21 protein-coding genes are annotated in these 19,685 nt (G+C 51.7%); 19 read left to right on the top strand and 2 right to left on the bottom strand.

Features of this window, described 5'->3' with window-relative positions; translation table 11 throughout:
- Nucleotides 1-108 precede the first annotated feature (108 nt).
- Together ABD852_RS13810 and ABD852_RS13805 are read right to left on the bottom strand one after the other, a co-directional pair.
- Nucleotides 109-1,347: a Tm-1-like ATP-binding domain-containing protein gene (locus ABD852_RS13810; protein WP_345029845.1), complete on the bottom strand. Its 1,239-nt coding sequence runs from the start codon at nt 1,345-1,347 to the stop codon at nt 109-111.
- A 53-nt stretch (nt 1,348-1,400) separates the two neighbouring features.
- On the bottom strand, nt 1,401-2,033 hold the full coding sequence (locus ABD852_RS13805) for a 3-keto-disaccharide hydrolase (protein ID WP_345029844.1): 633 nt from the start codon (nt 2,031-2,033) through the stop codon (nt 1,401-1,403).
- 269 nt (nt 2,034-2,302) lie between these two features.
- Between ABD852_RS13805 and ABD852_RS13800 the strand changes: the two genes are divergently transcribed.
- From ABD852_RS13800 to ABD852_RS13710, 19 genes are all read left to right on the top strand, one after another.
- Entirely contained in the window at nt 2,303-2,569 is a 267-nt protein-coding gene (locus ABD852_RS13800) for an acyl carrier protein (protein ID WP_345029843.1), read from the top strand.
- 4 nt (nt 2,570-2,573) lie between these two features.
- Nucleotides 2,574-3,455, top strand: coding sequence for a lysophospholipid acyltransferase family protein (locus tag ABD852_RS13795; protein WP_345029840.1), 882 nt, complete (start codon nt 2,574-2,576; stop codon nt 3,453-3,455).
- Nucleotides 3,433-3,855: a hotdog family protein gene (locus ABD852_RS13790; protein ID WP_345029837.1), complete on the top strand. Its 423-nt coding sequence runs from the start codon at nt 3,433-3,435 to the stop codon at nt 3,853-3,855. The genes ABD852_RS13795 and ABD852_RS13790 overlap by 23 nt, the downstream gene beginning before the upstream one ends.
- A 3-nt stretch (nt 3,856-3,858) precedes the next feature.
- Nucleotides 3,859-4,290: an acyl-CoA thioesterase gene (locus ABD852_RS13785; RefSeq protein WP_345029835.1), complete on the top strand. Its 432-nt coding sequence runs from the start codon at nt 3,859-3,861 to the stop codon at nt 4,288-4,290.
- Nucleotides 4,291-5,379 carry a beta-ketoacyl synthase N-terminal-like domain-containing protein gene (locus tag ABD852_RS13780; protein ID WP_345029833.1) on the top strand — a complete coding sequence of 363 codons (1,089 nt, stop codon included), beginning with the start codon at nt 4,291-4,293 and terminating at the stop codon, nt 5,377-5,379.
- Nucleotides 5,376-5,978 carry a hypothetical protein gene (locus ABD852_RS13775; protein ID WP_345029831.1) on the top strand — a complete coding sequence of 201 codons (603 nt, stop codon included), beginning with the start codon at nt 5,376-5,378 and terminating at the stop codon, nt 5,976-5,978. The genes ABD852_RS13780 and ABD852_RS13775 overlap by 4 nt, the downstream gene beginning before the upstream one ends.
- A 31-nt stretch (nt 5,979-6,009) precedes the next feature.
- Nucleotides 6,010-6,273: a phosphopantetheine-binding protein gene (locus ABD852_RS13770; protein ID WP_345029829.1), complete on the top strand. Its 264-nt coding sequence runs from the start codon at nt 6,010-6,012 to the stop codon at nt 6,271-6,273.
- Nucleotides 6,274-7,455 (top strand): beta-ketoacyl-[acyl-carrier-protein] synthase family protein, encoded by a 1,182-nt coding sequence (locus ABD852_RS13765; protein ID WP_345029828.1) that lies wholly within the window; start codon nt 6,274-6,276, stop codon nt 7,453-7,455. It abuts the gene before it with no gap.
- Nucleotides 7,456-7,459: 4 nt separating this feature from the next.
- A complete protein-coding gene (locus ABD852_RS13760; protein ID WP_345029827.1) occupies nt 7,460-8,401 on the top strand; it encodes a beta-ketoacyl synthase chain length factor in 942 nt (313 codons plus the stop codon).
- Nucleotides 8,391-9,134 carry a polysaccharide deacetylase family protein gene (locus ABD852_RS13755; protein ID WP_345029825.1) on the top strand — a complete coding sequence of 248 codons (744 nt, stop codon included), beginning with the start codon at nt 8,391-8,393 and terminating at the stop codon, nt 9,132-9,134. The genes ABD852_RS13760 and ABD852_RS13755 overlap by 11 nt, the downstream gene beginning before the upstream one ends.
- A 28-nt stretch (nt 9,135-9,162) precedes the next feature.
- Nucleotides 9,163-9,810 (top strand): flexirubin biosynthesis/transport protein LolA2, encoded by a 648-nt coding sequence (gene lolA2 / locus ABD852_RS13750; protein ID WP_345029824.1) that lies wholly within the window; start codon nt 9,163-9,165, stop codon nt 9,808-9,810.
- A gap of 7 nt (nt 9,811-9,817) precedes the next feature.
- Nucleotides 9,818-10,192 (top strand): ApeI family dehydratase, encoded by a 375-nt coding sequence (locus tag ABD852_RS13745; protein WP_345029823.1) that lies wholly within the window; start codon nt 9,818-9,820, stop codon nt 10,190-10,192.
- A 3-nt stretch (nt 10,193-10,195) separates the two neighbouring features.
- Complete coding sequence (locus tag ABD852_RS13740; RefSeq protein ID WP_345029821.1) at nt 10,196-11,350, top strand: DUF2062 domain-containing protein; 1,155 nt, start codon at nt 10,196-10,198, stop codon at nt 11,348-11,350.
- 146 nt (nt 11,351-11,496) lie between these two features.
- Complete coding sequence (locus ABD852_RS13735) at nt 11,497-13,983, top strand: heavy metal translocating P-type ATPase (protein ID WP_345029819.1); 2,487 nt, start codon at nt 11,497-11,499, stop codon at nt 13,981-13,983.
- 140 nt (nt 13,984-14,123) lie between these two features.
- The gene (gene ccoS, locus ABD852_RS13730; RefSeq protein ID WP_345029817.1) at nt 14,124-14,330 is read left to right on the top strand and encodes a cbb3-type cytochrome oxidase assembly protein CcoS; all 207 of its coding nucleotides are present in this window, start codon (nt 14,124-14,126) and stop codon (nt 14,328-14,330) included.
- Between the two features lie 45 nt (nt 14,331-14,375).
- Nucleotides 14,376-16,529: a cytochrome-c oxidase, cbb3-type subunit I gene (gene ccoN, locus ABD852_RS13725; protein WP_345029816.1), complete on the top strand. Its 2,154-nt coding sequence runs from the start codon at nt 14,376-14,378 to the stop codon at nt 16,527-16,529.
- A gap of 62 nt (nt 16,530-16,591) precedes the next feature.
- Nucleotides 16,592-17,623: a cbb3-type cytochrome c oxidase N-terminal domain-containing protein gene (locus tag ABD852_RS13720; RefSeq protein WP_345029815.1), complete on the top strand. Its 1,032-nt coding sequence runs from the start codon at nt 16,592-16,594 to the stop codon at nt 17,621-17,623.
- 96 nt (nt 17,624-17,719) lie between these two features.
- On the top strand, nt 17,720-19,123 hold the full coding sequence (gene ccoG, locus ABD852_RS13715) for a cytochrome c oxidase accessory protein CcoG (protein WP_345029814.1): 1,404 nt from the start codon (nt 17,720-17,722) through the stop codon (nt 19,121-19,123).
- A 115-nt stretch (nt 19,124-19,238) separates the two neighbouring features.
- Nucleotides 19,239-19,685, top strand: coding sequence for a FixH family protein (locus tag ABD852_RS13710; protein WP_345029813.1), 447 nt, complete (start codon nt 19,239-19,241; stop codon nt 19,683-19,685).

Raw genomic sequence — 19,685 nt, 5'->3', positions numbered from 1 at the left:
GGTATAGAAGTGGAAACGGGATTAAGTGTTCTTTTGACAAAAGACAAGATCCCCTCCCGATCTAATGATGGAAGCAACGGCAAAGTGCATAAATAATAACCGGAACAGCTAAGCCCTGGAAGCAGCAATCGTCAGTAATTCGTTTACAATTGCAGCAGCAAACTCAGGATCGTTGATGTGAAGGGGGAGCTGGGTTAGCGGTATTTTCCCTGAAAGGTTCTCGATAATGGTATCAAAAAGCTTTTTGTTGGAGCGTTCCTGGTGAAAGTCGTTTCCCGGGCGGTCGATTTCCGAAATTCCCCCGGTAGGCAGCATCACTGATACAGGTCCCTTGCTTCTCAGGACTTTTTGGGACAAAATTTTTCCCAATTCCATATTTTCCGTAAAGTTGGTGCGCATAAGCGTCACATCGGGCGACCAGTTGTAAAACTGCCGGTCATGGTATTTGTGCGGAACCGTTTCCGGCGCGCCGAAATTAACCATGTCGAGACAACCGGGTATCACCACCTGCGGAATACCCAGGTCTGCCGCAGCGGTGAGCCTGTCAGGACCGGCGCTACAAATGCCGCCGCAGAGTTCATCGGCCAGCTCGGTAGTGGTTACATCCAGTACCGCGTAAAAATACCCGCCTCTGATCAGGGTCTCCATTGCCTTTCCGCCGCTGCCGTTGGCATGAAAGGGCAGCACCTCAAAACCGCTTTCGACGAGAAGCGAGGTACACCGTTCAACACATTTTGTCGTGTTGCCGAACATACTCACCGCCACCCGCTTCCTGGCGGTATCGGGGGTTACAACGGCCCGGGCCATAGCATCTATTGCCCGGGCCGCCTGCTTGATCAACGCCTCTATGATGCTGTTTCTGCCGGCAACATCAACAATTGACGGGATGAGGACAATATCCTTGATGCCGGCCAGGTGACTTACATCTTTGGTGGCCAATGTTGAGATACAGACTTTTGGAATTCCAAACGGAACTCCCTGCATGGCCTGCATGGCGATGTAGGAGCCGCCGCCGCCGCCCATGCCGATCACCCCGGCTATGCCTTCCGCACTGGTTGATAATGCTTCGAGCAGTCGTTTTGCCCCCAGCGAAATCGCTTCCACAGCCCGGTTGCGGTTCCCTGCTCCGGCCAGTTCTGCCAGGTTGCTTCCGGCAAGTTCGGCCAGCTCATGGTTTTCGTAATGGACCGGGAACAACCCGGTGCTTCCCAGGATCCCGGTGTTGATGGTAATGACTTTACGCTCCAGGCGGGATAGCTCCTCATAGAGAAGTGCAAAAACTTCGGCTTTGGTATCAAAGCAGCCGATGATCACGATGCCCGGGCCTTTACTTAATCTGGAATGCATGTACAGCTATTGTTTGAAAAGAGGGACTTCGCTGTGGCAAAACGGGTGAATGTTTAATCAGGATAGGTCTCTATTTCAATATTTTTTAAAAAAATGCGTGCCTTGCCGCCGCTATGTACCTGGAAGGCAATGATGCCGGATCCCGGAATGCCTTTTTCTTTTTCTTCGTAATCAGCCGTTTTTATACCGTTGATATACAGTTCATGACGGTTGCCGGTACACCTGACAATATAGGAGTTCCAGCCGTCGGGACGTAGCAATTCTTTGAGTGCTGCCAGGTTGCCCGACACCAGTTTTCCGCGCCTGTGCTCGTCATAAATATCTCCCCAGTAGCCGTCACCGATATCGGCCTGGTAGCCAACCATGTTCTGGCCTTTCACTTCCGACCTGTATTGGATACCGCTGTTGATCATGCCGGTTGCCGGATCGCCATCCAGTTTGAACAGACACCTGAATTCGAAGTTTTTGTAGGCCTTGTTCGATACCAGGTAGTTATTGGCAGGGATTTTTTCTGAGGCGCTTCCACCGACAATCATACCGTTCTCCACCGACCATAAACTGGCAAACTGCGGGTCCGATACCCGCCATCCCGTTAGCGTTTTACCATCGAAGAGCGAGGCGCGCTGCGCGGGCAAGGCCAGGCTGGAAGTCAGAAGCAGGGTCAGGGTCGCTAAAATCCGCAGCATGAATTTGTTCGTATGAGTGGCAAAACGTTACATGGTCAAATTTAATATAAATTAGATGGGAGCCCGGATTTTATTTCCAATAAATATCATCCGGTAATTTTTTCCGCCATCGGGTTAAAAATAAATCGCCTTCGGTACCGTTTGATGCGGTAGAAAAATTGCCGCCGCTAACTCAGGTATTCCGTTGGCTCAAAAACAATAAGGGGGGATTTAAGTAAATTAACAAAATTGCCTATTTTTGTGTGTCAATAATGTTGCCAAAATTGAACATGAGCATTGAGGAAATAGTGACGACGACCAAAGATTTTCTGTCTGAGGAGTTTGAGGTAGATAAGAATTTGATCCAGCCGGAAAGTGACCTTAAAGCAACTTTGGACCTCGATAGTCTTGACTACGTCGATTTAGTGGTGCTGATTGAGGAAAATTTTAACATTAAAGTCACTGGAGAGGATTTTAAATCTATCGTCACTTTCCAGGATTTTTATCGGTTTGTGGCCTCCAGGCTGGCACCGGTGGCGGTGAGCTCTTCGCTGTAATGGAATGAGTAATTGGGATGGCAGGACAAAAGGGACACTGCTCGGGTACCGGATTTTGCTTTCCTGTGTGCGCAATACGCCGGTAGGTTTTGTATACCTGCTTCTCCGGTTTATATCATTTTACTATTTTATTTTTTCGGGAAAGGCGCGCAAAGCGCTAAAACAGTTCTACGGACTGGGGTTTGGCCTGCAGGGATGGGCGGTTAACCGGCTTGTCTTCCGGAATTTTTATACTTTCGCTCAGACCCTGGTCGACCGGATGTATTTCCTGGTGGGCAAAGCCTCCCAGTTTACCCTTTCTTTTGAAAATGAAAACTACCTGATCGCCATGCGCGAGGCCGGGAAAGGCGGTATCCTGATCAGCGCTCACCTCGGTAATTGGGAAACGGCCGGGAATTTGCTCAAAGGCAGGGTAACACCCACCATTAACGTGGTAATGCTCGACGCCGAAGTTGAAGCGATCAAAGCCTATCTTCATGAAAAAACAGGCGGGCCGAGGTTCCGGATTATCGCCATAAAAAACGATCTCACGCATGTCGTGAAAATCAATGGCGCATTGAAAAACAACGAATTTGTGGCCATTCACGCGGACCGTTACCTGGAAGGTGCCAAATATCTTGAGCTTCCATTCCTGGGCCGGGTTGCCCGCTTCCCGCTGGGGCCGTTTTTGATTGCATCCAGGTTTAATGCGCCCGTTACTTTTGTGTTTGGTGTGAAAAAAAGCAATTTTGTATACCATCTGAGCGCAACGTCACCCGTAACAGGTAAGTTCTCGCCCTCGGAAATCGCGGGGGCGTTTGTAAAAGAACTGGAATCCCGCGTGAAGGATAATCCGGAACAATGGTTTAACTATTTTCCTTATTTTGAACAAGCAAACAATCGTTGAACAGGACTGGTTGTCGCTGATTCCGCATCGCAGTCCCTTTGTGCAGGTCGGTAAGCTGATAAGCGCTTCGGAAGACCATTTCGTGACGGAGTTTGAAATTCCCGAAGGAAACCTCCTTACACGGGACGGTATCTTCCAGGAGTCGGGGCTGCTGGAAAATATAGCGCAGAGCGCGGCGCTCGGGTTTGGCTTCAACGGGATGAAGAATGGGCAGGAGCCTAAAATTGGCTATATTGGCGCCATTTCACGGGTAAACGTCCTTGGACTGCCCCGGGTAGGCGATCGTATTACTACGCATGTACGCGTAACACACCGGCTGGAGCCGGTCGTGATGATCCGGGGCGAGGTTTATCACGAGGACCGGAAGCTGCTGGAAGGTGAAATAAAGCTGGTGATCTGAAAAATGAACAGTACAAACCCGGGACTAACCTCAACAATAGATTTAGACGTACGCTTTAGTGAAACTGACGCTATGGGCGTGGTTTGGCATGGCAATTATCTGAAATTTTTCGAAGACGGGAGGGAGCACTTCGGGAAAACCTTCAATATCCCTTACCTGAAAGTCGCTGACGAAGGCTTTTTTATTCCCATCGTACATTCTTCGCTTGATTTTAAGGCGTCCGTCTTCTACGGTCAGAAAATCAGGGTGATAACGGAGTATGTACCGGTGAGAACCGCCAAAATCGTTTTCAACTACCGGGTGGTCAACCTGTCGACCGGTGAAACAGCCGCTGTCGGCACCACTACCCAGGTTTTTGTCTCTCAAAAAACGCGTGAGCTGGAGTTGCTGAGCCCACCGTTTTATCAGGCGTGGAAAGAGGCGCATAAGGTGTAGATGGGACAGGAGGTTTACGTAGGTGCAGAAGTGATCGTTTCTCCGCTCGGTGAATCGGCGTCAACCAATTTTAAGGCGGTTTTAGCCGGAAATTCGGGTATCAGGCTGCACAGGGAAGCCGGTTGGAAAGGAAGCGATGTGCACATAAGCCGGTTCGAATCCGCTGAGGCCGGGAGTTTTCGCGCAATTCTTAAACGTATATTGACAGCGCTCGTTGAGGGGTGGGACGCCCGTCTCCTGGCTTCACCCGATACGCTGGTTATGCTTAGTTCTACGAAAGGCGATCTGCCGGGGGATATCCGGAATCCGTTTCAAGGTCCGTTAACGGAACTGGTTGCCGGGTACACCCTTGCCAATCCGCCTATGGTAATATCCAACGCCTGTATTTCCGGTGTTCTTGCCATCAATTGCGCGGCCCGGATGGTAAAAGCCGGGCATTACCGTCACGTAGTGGTGCTGGGGTGCGACGTTGTCTCGGATTTTGTTCTTTACGGTTTTCAGTCGCTGTATGCCGTTAGCGAAGGGCCTTGCCGGCCCTTCGATCTTGACCGCTCCGGTGTCAGTCTGGGCGAAGGCGGCGGCGCGGTTGTGGTATCTTCCGAAATGTCTGCGTTCCGCCAGCGTCCGGCACGCTTCCTGGCCGGTGCCGACGCCAACGATGCCAACCACATTTCGGGCCCCTCCCGAACAGGAGAAGGGCTGGTCAGGGCCGTTTCAGCCGCAATTCGGAAATCTGCCATTCCAAAAAGTGAAATCGGGTTTATCAATGCGCATGGAACGGGGACGAAATTCAATGACGAGATGGAGGCCATTGCCTTTGACCGGATGGGGCTTGAAGCTACACCGTTAAATAGCAGCAAAGGCTATTGGGGCCATACCTTGGGCGCCGCCGGTGTAATTGAAACCGCCGCGTGCCTGCAGTCGCTGAGAAATGGCATAGTTCCTGCCAGCAAGGGGTTTGAAAATCCCGGAACGTCCAAAAATCTTCACATCCTGACAAAGAATACAGCGCCGGAAAGCGGGACGTTCCTGAAAACCGCCTCCGGGTTTGGAGGCGGAAATGCAGCATTAATTATTCAAAGTCTATGAACCGGATAACGGCTTCGTGTAGAATTACCAACCGTGGTGTTTTTGTAGACGGGCAGCTCCTGAAGCCGTTTTCGGGTGATGATCCGGTCGAAAATCTTGGTGCTGCCTATAAAGGCCTTGCGTTGGATTACCCGAAGTTTTATAAAATGGACCTGCTTGCAAAAGCTGCGTTTCTGGGCGTAGAGATCCTGAAATCGAATTGCCCGGATTTGGCCGGCGACGCCGATGATGACCCAGCAATGCTTTTCGCAAACTCCGAATCCAGCAGTGACACCGATCTGAAATTCGAGGAAAGTTATGGAAACAACGGTTTGCCCAGCCCGTCGCTGTTTGTTTACACGCTTCCCAATATTGCAATGGGAGAGGTGGCGATCCGAAACAAATGGTATGGCTCACAAATGTTTGCTGTTTTTCCTAATTTCGCACCTGCCTATTACGCTGACCAGGCGCGGCTGCTTTCGGATGAAGGCGCAAAGAAGTGGATTTGTGGTTGGATAGACGTCAGGGAGAAACTGGATGTGCTACTTTTTGCCCTGGATGACGCCATGCTGCATGAGCCGGAACTGGTAACCGGAATTCAGCACCTGTACGATAACTGATACGATTTTTGAAGCAATAGTTTTATTAAAAATGGCAAGCGAAACGTTAAAAAACGAACTGAAGGGACATATCATCGAACAACTTAACCTGGAAGATATAAAAAAAGAGGACTTCGTAGACGAAGCCCCGCTTTTTGGCGAGGGAGGTGTTGGCCTGGATTCAATAGATGCCCTTGAACTGATCGTATTGCTCGAAAAGCACTACCACATCAACGTGACCAATCCGGAGGAAGGCAAGGTAGTGTTTTATTCCATCGACTCTATGGCAGATTATATTGAAAAACACCGTAAATAAATGGGGACGGACGTTTTCGTGACCGGAATCGGGGTAATCTCGGCTATCGGCCTGAATGTCGGAGAGAACCTTTCGGCGTTAAAAAGTCAACGTTCCGGGCTGGTAAGCCGCGAAATCCCCTCGAAAAAGGGGGCGGTCATCACAGGGCCGGTGCCTGTGTCGGATGAGGAGATGGCTGAAAAACTTCAGATCCCCGATCGTCCGGTTTCCAGAACCTCCCTGCTCGGCGCCTGGGCTGCCGCGGAAGCATGGCAGGGGCACGAACACTTCAGCGCGCTGAAAACCGGATTGATTTCATCCACTTCTGTCGGTGGAATGGACCGGAGCGAGGTTTTTTACAAGGACTACCTGGGCGGGAAGCCGGCTGATTTCGGGCAGCTGCGTTGTCACGACAGCGGCTCTACCTCAGAATGCATCGCCCGGAGCCTCGGCATCTCCGGCTATGTCAATACGCTTTCTACCGCCTGTTCTTCGGGCGCTAATGCGATTATGCTTGGCGCAAGGCTGCTGCAACAGGGCTGGCTTGACCGGGTTGTGGTGGGCGGCACAGATGCGCTGACCAGTTTTACCTTACACGGTTTTGACTCGCTTATGATTTATGATAGCAGCAATACCCGCCCTTTTGACGAATCCCGCGCGGGGCTCAACCTGGGTGAAGGGGCTGCCTTCCTGGTGCTGGAGTCGGAAAGAAGCCTGAAAATAACCGGTAAGCAGTCCATGGGCCGGGTAAGGGGCTGGGGAAATGCTGCCGATGCCTATCACCAGACTGCCTCTTCTCCGGAGGGGAAGGGAGCGTCGCTGGCCATGGCGGAAGCCATTCGAACTGCCGGGCTCCAACCGGCCGGGATCACTTATGTGAATGCGCACGGTACGGGCACACCCAACAACGACCAGTCGGAATCGGTAGCATTGAAGCATATTTTTAATGATCAGGTGCCTTATTTTAGCTCCACCAAGGCTTTCACCGGTCATACGTTGGCTGCTGCCGGCGCTATTGAAGCCGTATTTTCAATTCTTTCAATACGCGAGGCGCTGATGTGGCCGAATCTCAATTTTTCCGAACCGATCATCGGCACAGAGCTGTTACCGCTCACCTCCCTGACTGCGGGCCGGGTCGAGGCGGTTCTCTCCAATTCTTTTGGTTTCGGCGGAAATAATTCGTCACTGGTTTTTACAGATTAAACCCATGCCGGTCTATATTAACGCAGCTTCTACGATTTCGCACCAGCCGACCTTTGGCGTGCCCGGGTTTTCGTCGCGCCTGGCGGCTCTGACCGGCGAAAACGAGCTTGTTCAACCATCTTATAAGGCGTTTATCGATCCTGTACTGCTGCGGCGGATGAGTGCGATTCTCAGGATGGGGGTAGCCTGTTCAAAAGATGCCCTAACACAGGCAGGAGGCTTGGAACCCGGCGCCATTATCGTCGGGACCGGCCTGGGATGTTTGCAGGATACTGAAAAATTCCTGAATAACTTTCTTAGTCTTGAGGGGTTGATACCACCTACGGCGTTCATCCTCTCGACGCATAATACCATCGCCGGGCAAATTTCGCTCAGCCTCGGTTGTCATGCCTATAACATTACCCATACCCAGAACTCTGTGTCTTTCGAAATGGCCCTCATCGATGCCTTGATGAAGATTGCCGAAGACGGCCAGGAGGTACTGGTAGGGGCCGCGGACGAGCACATTCCATTCCTGGACCAGGTGGCGTCCGAATGGGGGTATTCCGGTGTGCCACTGGCTTCCGGCGTCTCCTTTTGCGTACTCTCCCCTACTGCCAATGCAAACTCGCTGGCGGAGGTTCCGGCAGTCTCGGTTGAGGTAGGGGCAAAAAAAGACGATTATCCGAAATTCCTGGAGCAGTTTTTAGAAAGGAACCAGGTACAATGGAAGGATATTGCGCTTGTGCTCGGGAGCCATGACCGGATTTCGGAATGGGCGGGAGAGAAGGCGGACTTCGTCAACTATCTCTCGCTTTCCGGACTTTATCCTACCGCATCGGCCTTTGCCTTCCATTACGGTGCCGACTTTTTGCATTCCGCGAGGGAAAAAGGGAGTGTGCTGATCGTCAATACAGTAAATCCCGGTAATTTGGGATTGGTACTCTTAAAGCCAATTGAAGCATAAGATCTCCATAATCGTGGCCGTTGTGCTGGGCGGCTTTCTGCTGATCGGGCCATTTTCCGGACCGGAGAAACTCCTGTGGCTCACCCTGCTCATCATTTGCTGGACGATCGCTGCTGCCTACGGGAGTTACCGGATCGGGCTCGACTGGTACCTGAAATCGGTACACCGGGTGGAGGCGAACGCCATTGCGCTGACTTTTGACGACGGGCCGGACCCCGACACTACACCGCGTATTCTGTCGATTTTGAATGATGCCGGAGTTACTGCTACTTTTTTCCTGATCGGGGAGAAGGCTGAGAAATACCCGGACCTTGTCAGGCAGATCGCCCGGGAGGGCCATGGTATAGGCAACCATTCGTTCAGTCACCGGAAAGACATCGGTTTTTTCGGGATTGATCGTCTGCGGGAAGATATCGGGAAAGCCAACCGGGTATTGGAATTGAATTTAGGGAGGCCGGTGCCGTTGTTCCGTCCGCCTTTCGGTGTTACCAATCCGCGTTATGCAAAGGTACTTACAGCGCTCGGGTTGCGGAGTATCGGATGGTCGCTCCGGAGCTACGACACGGTTATAAAAAATGAAGAAAAGCTGGCAGCCCGCCTGCGCAGCAAAGTCCGGGGCGGCCATATTGTGCTGCTGCATGATTCCGTTCCTGCAACAGTATCGGTGCTCGCGCCGTTTATAGTTTATTGTAAAAGTAGGCAACTGGACTTTGTTAAATTACCTTTGTCATGAATAAGGTGGTTTCCATATGAATTCGGTTATGAAATACAGGTTGAAAGCGGTCACGGTTTTTGCGGTTTGGTGCGGGGCGATCCTTCTGCCGGCATGGTCAGGCGCCCAGGAATTTAAAAAAGTGACAGACCCGGATGCAGTTTACCGGGAGTTGAGGCAAAATTCCGAGCGCATAAATAGTTTGGAAGCGCAGTTCAGGGAGGTGAAATATCTCTCTTATCTGAAGGAGCCGCAGAAGTCGTCCGGGCGTTTTGTGTACGAGAAAAAGGATAAAATGAGGTGGGAGCAGGTCGTGCCTGCATCTTATGTCATCCTCATTAACGGCAGCAGCTTGCGTGTGAACGATGGCGGGAAAGAAAAGAATGTGAAGTCGGCCGGGCCGGTGGCCGGTATGGTGCGGGAGATGCTGCTTATGATGGTGAATGGAGACTACCAGAATTCGCGCGGGTTTGCGAAGGAATTATACCAGAATTCCGCTCATTACCTGGTGGTTATGAAGCCGCTTGAGAAACGCTTGAAGCAACGATTTGAGCGACTGGAAATGCAGTTTTCGAAGAATGGCGCCGGGCTCAGGCAGCTGACTTTTTTTGAAAAAGGCGGCGACCGGCAGGTAATGTCTTTCCATGACGAGAAAATTAACGGCGCCATTAACCAGGCGCTGTTTACCCAATTCTGAATCCCACATGTTTCTACATTCCCTATACGAAATAGAGCGTGCTTTGTCTTCGCCAGGCGAACTGAAAGCGGATCTTAAAATCCGGCCCGATCACCCGTTGTATGCGGGGCATTTCCCGGGGCACCCGGTCACCCCCGGGGTTGTGCTTACTGAAATCGTTAAGGAATTGATTGAGAGTAGGGTAGAAAAGCGCCTGGTCATGGTTCAGCTCCGGCAGGTCAAGTTCCTGGCCGCGCACGATCCTGTTGCGGTACCGACCATCAGTGTCGTAGTGAATTGGACGGACGAGCCGGAATCAATTGTTCAGGCGAGTGCCAGCGCCGGCGAACTCACTTACTTTAAACTTTCGGCGGTTTACCGGCTCTCCGATACTGTTCTCTGAAGCATGGTGCTCGAACCGATCAACGGCTGCGTGATTATTCCCACTTACAACAACGACCGTACCCTGGCCCGGGTGCTGGCCGAAGTGCTGCAATATACCGGCCCTGTCAACACGATCGTGGTAAATGATGGGGCAACCGACCGGACTGCCGCTATCCTGGAAGCCTTTGGCGACCGTATTATTCTGCTGACGCATACCTCGAATCGTGGTAAGGGGGCGGCACTGAGGACAGGTTTCGGAGAAGCTGTCCGACGCGGGTTTGATTATGCCATCACACTCGATTCCGACGGGCAGCATTTCCCGGAGGATATTACGGCCTTTGTATCGGCTGTGCAGGCGTATCCCGGCGAAGTTATTATGGGAAGCCGCAATATGAGCCAGAACGGTGTGCCCGGCAAAAGCTCATTTGGCAATAAATTCTCCAGCTTCTGGTTCCGCGTGCATACCGGGATAAAGCTACCCGATACCCAAACCGGCTTCAGGGCGTACCCCCTCGGCCCTCTTCGGCGCATCAGGTTGGTTACCAGTAAATTTGAAACGGAAATTGAGGTTATTGTTAAAATGGCCTGGAAAGGAGTCGGTTTCCGCAGTATTCCGATTCAGGTTAAATACGACCCTGATGAACGAGTGACGCATTTCCGGCCTTTCAAAGATTTTTCCAGGATCAGTGTGCTCAATACCTGGTTCTTTATTCAGACCATGCTTTGGTACCTCCCCTGGAGAGTAGTCGCAGCGTTGAGAAAGAAAGGAGGGTGGAATATGATTAAAGCCGAGCTTTTCAAACCCGGTGAGTCGATAGAACGCAAAGCGGCGTCGATAGCCTTCGGGCTTTTTATCGGGATCGCCCCGATCTGGGGGTTCCAATTGCTGGTCGGAATTCCCGGGGCGGTAGCCCTCCGGCTCAATAAGGTTTTGTTTTTCCTGGCGGCGAATATCAGCATTCCCCCGATGATCCCCGTCATCATTTTTGCCAGCTATAAGGTTGGCGCGCCTTTCTTTTCCCGCAACGCGTATGAAATCCGGAACTGGCGCGATTTTACATTGGAAAGCATCCACTATCATTTTGCCCAGTATATGGTAGGGGCAGTTTTGCTTGCATTGCTGGCGGCCGGCGCAGGTTTCGTAGTGTCCTACCTGTGGCTGCGGTCCAGGCGGTAGTAGAAAGTCCGGCGATATAAACTGATATTTTTCAGGCTAATGTATGACGAAAGTCATAAAAATCGCGCAAGCGAAGGCTCAACTTTGGGTTCATAATCAGTGGCTTACGGAGGCGCTGACAGATTATTTACCAAAGCGGCCCAGGCATGGAAAAAGAAGCGTTGCAGACGGATTTTGTTTCACAAGCAAATGAACATTCCTGTTTCCACTGCGGTTTGCCCTGCGATTCCGAACCTATCCTTTTCGATGAAAAAGAGTTTTGCTGCTCGGGCTGCCAGGCTGTTTACAGCATTCTGAAAGAACGAGACCTCTGCACCTACTATCAGCTGCCGGATGCGCGTGGAAATAGCCCGGACCGGAGTTTCTACGCCGGCAAATATGCTTACCTCGACCTTCCCGAAATAAGGGAGAAAGTGGTGAGCTTTTGCGAGGGCGGGGTTACCCAGGTCCGCTGGTTTGTACCGGGTATGCATTGCAGTTCCTGTGTCTGGCTGCTCGAAAATCTTCACCGGCTTCACCCCGGTGTAATGGCGGCGCTGGTTGACTTCCCGGAAAAGACCGTCAGGATCAGTGTGCGGGATGCCGAAATCCGGTTAAGTGAGCTTGCCGGCCTGATGGGTTCGGTCGGGTACGAACCCTATATCAGCCTTGATGACCTGGCAGGGAAAAAGAAAAGCAAATTTGACCGGACCCGCATTTACAAAATCGGGGTGGCCGGGTTTGCCTTCGGGAATATCATGTTCATGGGTATTTCCGACTATTTTACTATTAATGGCAGCACAGGCCTGGGAGCCGGCATGCAGATGGTTTTCGGAGTATTGTCGATCCTGCTGGCTCTCCCCGTTTTCTTTTACTGCTCATCTGATTTTTTTGTTTCAGCGTGGAAGGCCATAAAAAGCCGTCAGCTGAATATTGATGCGCCTATAGCGCTGGCTATCCTGGTTACTTTTCTGCGCAGCCTCGCCGAAATTCTGACCGGGACCGGCTCCGGTTACCTCGATTCCATGACCGGCATTGTTTTCTTTATGCTGATAGGCCGGTATTTCCAGGACAAATCCTATTCGCTTTTGTCCTTTGACCGCGATTACAAATCCTTTTTCCCCATCGCGGTTTCCCTTTTGAGAAACGGGAAAGAAGAGAAGCTCCCGATTTCGGAAATTCAGCCCGGCGACCGGCTGCTGATTCACAGCAACGAGATGATTCCCTGCGACGGCCGTCTGGTATCCGAAATAGTCGCCATAGACTACAGCTTCGTTACCGGGGAGTCGGTGCCGGTAGCCAAAAGCCGAAATGATAACGTATATGCGGGAGGGAAAGTGCTTGGCGCAGCTGTTGAAATTGAAGCTACCCGCCAGGTGGCGCAGAGTTATCTCACCACTTTGTGGAACAATGACGTTTTTACGCGTTCCCGCGACGAGGAGGAAAACCGTCTTACCTCGTTTATCAACCGGTACTTCACCATCCTGGTCTTCCTGATCGGGTCTGCCGGCTGGGTTTATTGGGCCCTGGCCGGGGATTTCAAGCGAGGTTTTGACGCCATGACCACCGTATGGATCATCGCCTGCCCCTGTGCCTTGCTGCTGTCCGCAACATTTACCAATGGCAATATTTTACGCTTGCTCCGCAAAAACGGCTTCTACGTCAAGAACGCACACGTTTTGGAGCGTCTTGCCAAGGTGAAGGCGGTAGTTTTCGACAAAACCGGTACGCTCACCCTCCCGGAGGCCGCAAACGTTCAGTTTAGAGGCGCTTCGCTCAGTTCCGAAGAGAAGCTGCTGGCCGCTCATCTTGCCGGTCAGTCGGTTCATCCGCTTAGCCGCCTGGTAAGCCTTGCGCTTGAAAAAGAAATTCAACAGCGGCCGGTTGCGCTGGTAACGAGCCGTTTCCGGGAAAAGGCCGGGGCGGGACTCGAAGCCACTTATGGCGGTGTCTGTGTACAGCTGGGTTCAGCAAAATGGGTAGGGGCGGCGCCCGAAGAAGTCCGGGCAGTCACTTCGCGCGTTTACCTGGCTTTCGACGGCAGGGTGAAAGGATATTTTGAGATTCGCAGCGAATACCGCGAAGGACTGGGTGAGGCGGTAAAATCACTCTCGAAGAAACATTTCGAAACTTATCTGCTTTCCGGCGACCAGCCGACCGATGTGCCGCTTCTGACCGGTTTCTTCGGCACAAAGGAAAGACTGAATTTTTCGCAGACACCCCAGACGAAGCTTCGCTTCATAGCCGGTCTCCAGGAGCGCTTCAGGGACGGGGTCATGATGCTGGGCGATGGGCTAAACGATGCCGGTGCGTTGCGCCAGAGTGATGTGGGGGTGGCGGTGTCCGACCATCTCAATAACTTTACGCCCGCCAGCGACGCTATTCTGGAAGGCCGCCGCCTGCGTGAAATCGGGGCGTTTGTCAGGTTAGCCAGGGCCGGGCAGTTAATTGTGCTCGGCAGCTTCGCGATCTCGGTTATCTACAATGTCATTGGGCTTCATTTTGCTGTCCGGGGAGATTTAAAACCCGTCGTGGCGGCCATTCTGATGCCTGCCAGCTCCATCAGTATTATTCTTTTTACAACGTTAATAAGCTCCTGGAAGGCAAGGCAGATTTTTAGGAAGGAGAGGACCGCTCCGGCCACGACCGGGTAAAATCCGAGGGTAGTTTCCCGGTATGACAAATGTCAGTTTTCGGGGTGGAATTGATCATGTCCGGGGCGGCGCCGCTCTGATACTTTTGCTGGTGATTTTTGAAGATAAACAACGATAGGTTCAATAATCAGTGCTTCAAAATGAGTGCGATCTATATTTTAATCGGCGTGGGATTAGTGATAGCGGGAGGTTTCCTGGGCGTTTTTCTCTGGGCGGTAAAATCCGGGCAGTTTGAGGACGACTATACGCCATCTGTCAGGATCCTGTTCGACGATGAGGAAGTTCATCCCGGCGGCGGATCCGGGCAAAAACCGCCCGGGCGCAAAAGCATTCAAAATCAGGGGTAAAAGCCTTCTCAATAATCCAAATTGATCATTTTTAACCATCCATTTATGGAAGTTTCTGCTAAAATCAACACATCCCCGTTGGAGCTGGAGGAGTTCTCGTACGATAATAAACTCGTCCGGAATTTCGCTATGGCTACTTTGCTGTGGGGTGGAGTGGGGATGCTGGTGGGCGTAATCGCCGCATTTCAGCTCGTTTTCCCCGAACTCAACCTGGGTATTCCCTACAGTACGTTCGGAAGGTTGAGGCCGCTACACACCAACGCCGTCATTTTTGCGTTTGTGGGCAATGGTTTTTTCACCGGGATGTACTATTCGGCGCCACGTGTGCTGAAAACTCCCATGTACAGCAGATTGCTGGGGCAAATCCATTTCTGGGGCTGGCAGGCAATTATTGTCTTTGCTGCGATTACTTTACCCCTCGGGCTCACCTCCGGGAAGGAATACGCAGAGCTGGAATGGCCTATTGATATTGCAATAGCGGTCGTGTGGGTGATTGCGATGATCAACCTGATCATGACCACTCTCAACCGCCGGACCGAACATATCTATGCGGCGGTCTGGTTCTATATCGCCTCGTTTGTAACCGTTGCCCTGCTCCACGTAGTCAACAGCATCGAGCTGCCCGTTTCGCTTACGAAGAGCTATTCGGTGTATGCCGGTGTGCAGGATGCGCTTGTGCAATGGTGGTATGGGCACAATGCGGTCGCATTCTTCCTCACAACGCCCTACCTGGGACTTATGTATTACTTTCTGCCGAAAGCGGCCAACCGGCCGATCTATTCCTACCGGTTGTCCATCGTTCACTTTTGGTCACTGATATTTATTTACATCTGGGCCGGACCGCACCATCTTCTGTATACCGCGCTTCCCGATTGGGCGCAGTCGCTCGGAACTGTTTTTTCGATAATGCTGATTGCGCCTTCCTGGGGGGGCATGATCAACGGGTTGATGACGCTTCGCGGCGCCTGGGACAAAGTGCGTGACGACGTTGTACTGAAATTTATGGTGGTGGCGGTAACGGCTTACGGGATGGCCACCTTCGAAGGTCCCATGCTTTCTTTGAAAAACGTCAGCGCCATAGCCCACTATACCGACTGGATTGTAGCGCACGTGCACGTCGGCGCGCTCGGTTGGAACGGTTTCCTGACTTTCGGTATCCTTTACTGGTTGTTTCCTCGGCTTTACAACCGCCCGCTTTATTCAGTTAAACTGGCAAATTTCCACTTCTGGATCGGTACGATCGGGATTTTGTTTTATGCGATTCCGATGTACTGGGCCGGCTGGACGCAAAGCGCGATGTGGCGTGAATTTACCGAAGACGGGTTCCTGAAATACCCCAACTTCCTTGAAACCGTTACGCAGCTTATCCCGTATTATGCGCTCAGGGGGATCGGCGGCACGTTGTACCTGATCGGTTGGGCGGTAATGATCTTCAATTTGTACAAAACTTCCCGGGCAGGTGAGTTAAAGGAGACAGAAACCGCACAGGCGCCGTCTTTGCAGGCCAGGCAGCACCCGGGTGAGTACTGGCACCGCAAATGGTTCGAGCGAAAACCGGTCCTGCTTACCATAGGTTCCCTGGTTGTAGTTGCTATCGGCGGAATCGTTGAGATGATCCCCACTTTTATGATCAGCTCGAATATCCCGACCATCGAAAGTGTGAAACCCTATACGCCGTTGGAATTGCAGGGACGGGATATTTATGTAAGGGAAGGGTGCTACACTTGTCATTCCCAGATGATCCGGCCGTTCAGAGACGAAATTGAACGCTACGGGGAATATTCCAAAGCCGGCGAGTTTGTATACGATTTCCCGTTCCAGTGGGGGTCAAAGCGGATCGGGCCGGACCTGCATCGGGTCGGAGGGAAGTATCCCGATTCATGGCACTACAACCATATGGAAGACCCTACGAGCATGTCCCCCGGGTCGATCATGCCTGCTTATCCGTGGCTTCTCGACGATGTGCTGGATACGACCACCACGAAAAAGAAGATCAAAGCCATGCAGATCCTGGGCGTTCCCTACGAAAAAGGGTTTGAAGACAGGGCCAACCAGGACCTGGTCAACCAGGCCGGAGAGATTGTAAAAAGGCTTGGCGAAGCGGGAATCCAGACTGAGCCGACCAGGGAAATCGTAGCCCTTGTGGCTTATCTGCAGCGTTTGGGAACCGACATTAAAGCTGAAAATAATCCGCGCTAAAGAGAACGGGGGGATTTGTTCCCCCCTGCACTGAACGGTTTACAACCATAAGAAGAACTTTTATGAAATTCAGAAATTATCTTGATACGATCGCCGATATCGGACTTTACCCGATGGTGTCCCTGCTCCTCTTCGTGGTGTTTTTTGCCGGGTTGATTGCCTATGTCTTCGCATTGAAAAAGAAAGATGTAAAAGAGATGAGTAACCTGCCCCTGGATGACGGAACGCTTAAACGGGTGCTTTCAACCGTACTGTTTGTTTTCGCCGGTACCGCAGCAATGGCGCAGGATGCGCAAAAACCCGCCGCAGCCGGGAACGACGAGCTCATTATGTACGTGGTTTTGGTAGTCGTCTTTTTTGTGGCACTACTTCTCGTTTCTATTCTGATCCAGGTATTTTCACTGGCCCGGCGAATGTCCGGACATACTGAAGCCGACCACCAGGAAAGTACTATTTTTTCCGAAAAATGGTGGAAAAGGTTTGGCGGTGTTACAGTGGAATTGTCAGAAGAGGACAAAATTCTTATCAAGGAGCACGATTACGACGGTATCCAGGAACTGGACAACCGCATGCCGCCCTGGCTCGCGCTTATGTTCCAGGGAACTATTGTGTTTGCTGTAATTTATCTTCTCATCTACCATGTTTTCTCGGTTGGGGATCTGCCGGCGGCTGAATTGGAAAAAGACCTTCAGGCAGCGGCAGTTCAAAAGGCGGCTTTTCTGGAAAAAGCAGGTGCCAAAATTGATGAAACCACTGTTACCCTCGTGAACGAGCCCGAGGCGCTGGCAAAAGGGAAGGTGATTTTTACGACCAATTGCGCAGCTTGCCATGCCGAAGACGGCGGCGGAACGGTCGGCCCTAACCTGACAGACGACTACTGGCTACACGGCGGAGACATAAAAGACGTATTCAGGGTCATCAAGCACGGGGTTCCGGAAAAAGGGATGATCGCGTGGGAGAAGCAATTGAAGCCGCAGGAAATTCAGTATGTCGCAAGCTTTATCGTGTCGGAATTGCACGGCTCAAAACCGGCAGCTCCCAAGGAACCCCAGGGTGAATTGTATAAAGCGGAAACCGCTCCTGTTGCAAATTAAATGGCAAGGGGAAGTCAGAAATCGGAAATCAGGCTAACCCATTTCCGATTTCCGATCTCCGATCTCTGATTGCCGACTTCCGACTTCCAAATTACTATGAAAAATCCATCCAATACTGCTGAAGAAGATTCCTTCCGGGATCACTTTTCTTCTGTAGACGACTACGGGAAAAGGGTCTGGTTTTACCCGCAGAAGCCCAGGGGGAAATGGCACAACCGGCGTGTGGTTTTTACGATCGTGTTGCTGGCGCTGATGTTCTCCGGTCCGTTTATCAGGGTGGGCGGCAACCCGCTCTTCCTTTTTAATATCCTGGAGCGTAAATTTTTTATCTTCGGCATCTTTATTGGCCCCCAGGATTATTGGATCTTCGGCCTGCTGATGCTCTCTTTCCTGGTATTTGTTTCGCTTTTTACCAACCTCTTCGGACGATTGTGGTGTGGCTGGGCTTGCCCGCAGACCGTTTTTATGGAAATGGTTTTCCGGAAAATCGAGTATGCCATCGAAGGGGACTGGAACAAGCAAAAGGCATTGGACCGGGCGCCCTGGGATACATCGAAAATTGTCAAGAAAGGTAGCAAGTGGGCAATTTTCGTGATGATTTCATTCCTGATCGCCAATTTGCTGCTGGCCTACCTGGTAGGGGTCGACGAACTGAAAAAGATTGTCACGCATCCCGTTTCTGACAACCCCGGGCTATTTGCGGGGGTTGTCATTTTTACCCTGATTTTCTTTTTTATTTTTTCCTGGCTGAGAGACCAGGCCTGTACGGTCGTGTGCCCCTACGGACGTTTGCAGGGGGTGTTGCTTGACAAGAAGTCGGCCGTGGTGGCCTATGACCATGTGCGCGGCGAGCAGCGCGGCAAACTCCGGAAAGGGCAGGAGCGCGAGTTAGGAGACTGCATCGATTGCTTTCAGTGCGTCAGGGTTTGCCCTACCGGTATCGACATCCGTAACGGTACACAGATGGAATGCGTCAGCTGTACTGCCTGTATCGACGCCTGCGACCACATGATGGACCAGGTTGGCTTCGAAAGGGGGCTGATCCGGTATGCTTCTGAAGAAACGATCAATTCCGGTAAAAAGGAGAAAAAGCTTTCGCTCAAGACAGTCGGGTATTCTATTGTTCTGCTCGCGCTGTGGGGCGGCCTGGCCTATGCCATGCTGACCCGCTCGTCCACCGAAACGACCCTGCTCCGCGTACCCGGAACCCGGTTTATTGAAAACCCCGACGGGACAATCAGCAACCTCTACAATTTTAAAATTTACAACAAGACAAATGCCGTTTTGAAGCCACAGCTGCGGTTGCTCGGGAAGGAGGGGAGCCTGCGTTTTGCAGGCGTGCCTGACCTTACGCTGCAGCCGGCAGGGAGCGTCCAGGGGACGCTTTTTATTGCGATGCCGAGGGAAGCACTCAAGGGTCGGAAAAATTATGTACCCGTGGCAGTCTTCCAACAGGGTGAAATGCTGGAATCTTTCGAAACGACTTTGATGGGGCCGTAAAGGGAAGTCGGAAATCAGAAATCGGGAATCAGAAATCAGCACTATAGTAAAAGCCCGATCTCCGATTTCTGATTTCCGATCTCCCTCACACCTCACCACTCAAACCTAATCAACCATGACAACAAAAATAAGCTGGGGTTGGAGAATCGCCCTTTTGTACATCGGATTTGTGGTAATGATTATTGCGCTGGTCGGTTTAAGCGTGTCCCAGAAAATCGACCTCGTTTCGGACGATTATTATGCGATGGAATTGGTCCATCAGCAAAAAATAGACAAAATAGCCCGGGCGGCGGCGTTGCCGGAAGGTGTCACCTGGAAAGTGGAAAATGAATACCTGGAAGTTGTTTTCCCCGCGAGTTTCAAACAAAAAGTCGTCACGGGGAAGATCATGTTGTACTGCCCGTCGGATAACCGGAAGGATCTTTCTCTGCCGCTGAAACTGGATGGGGAAATGACGCAACGCATACCTCGCTCAACCATTCGGAGCGGGCGGTACCACCTGCAGGTCGACTGGGTCGCGAATGACGCGGCTTACTGGAACGAAGGTATTGTGAATTTGTAA

This window comes from Ravibacter arvi (genome assembly GCF_039540405.1).
GTDB classification, from domain to species: Bacteria; Bacteroidota; Bacteroidia; order Cytophagales; family Spirosomataceae; genus Ravibacter; species Ravibacter arvi.
Note: the sequence above shows the minus strand (reverse complement) of the source record. Positions and strands in the feature narration are given on the sequence as shown.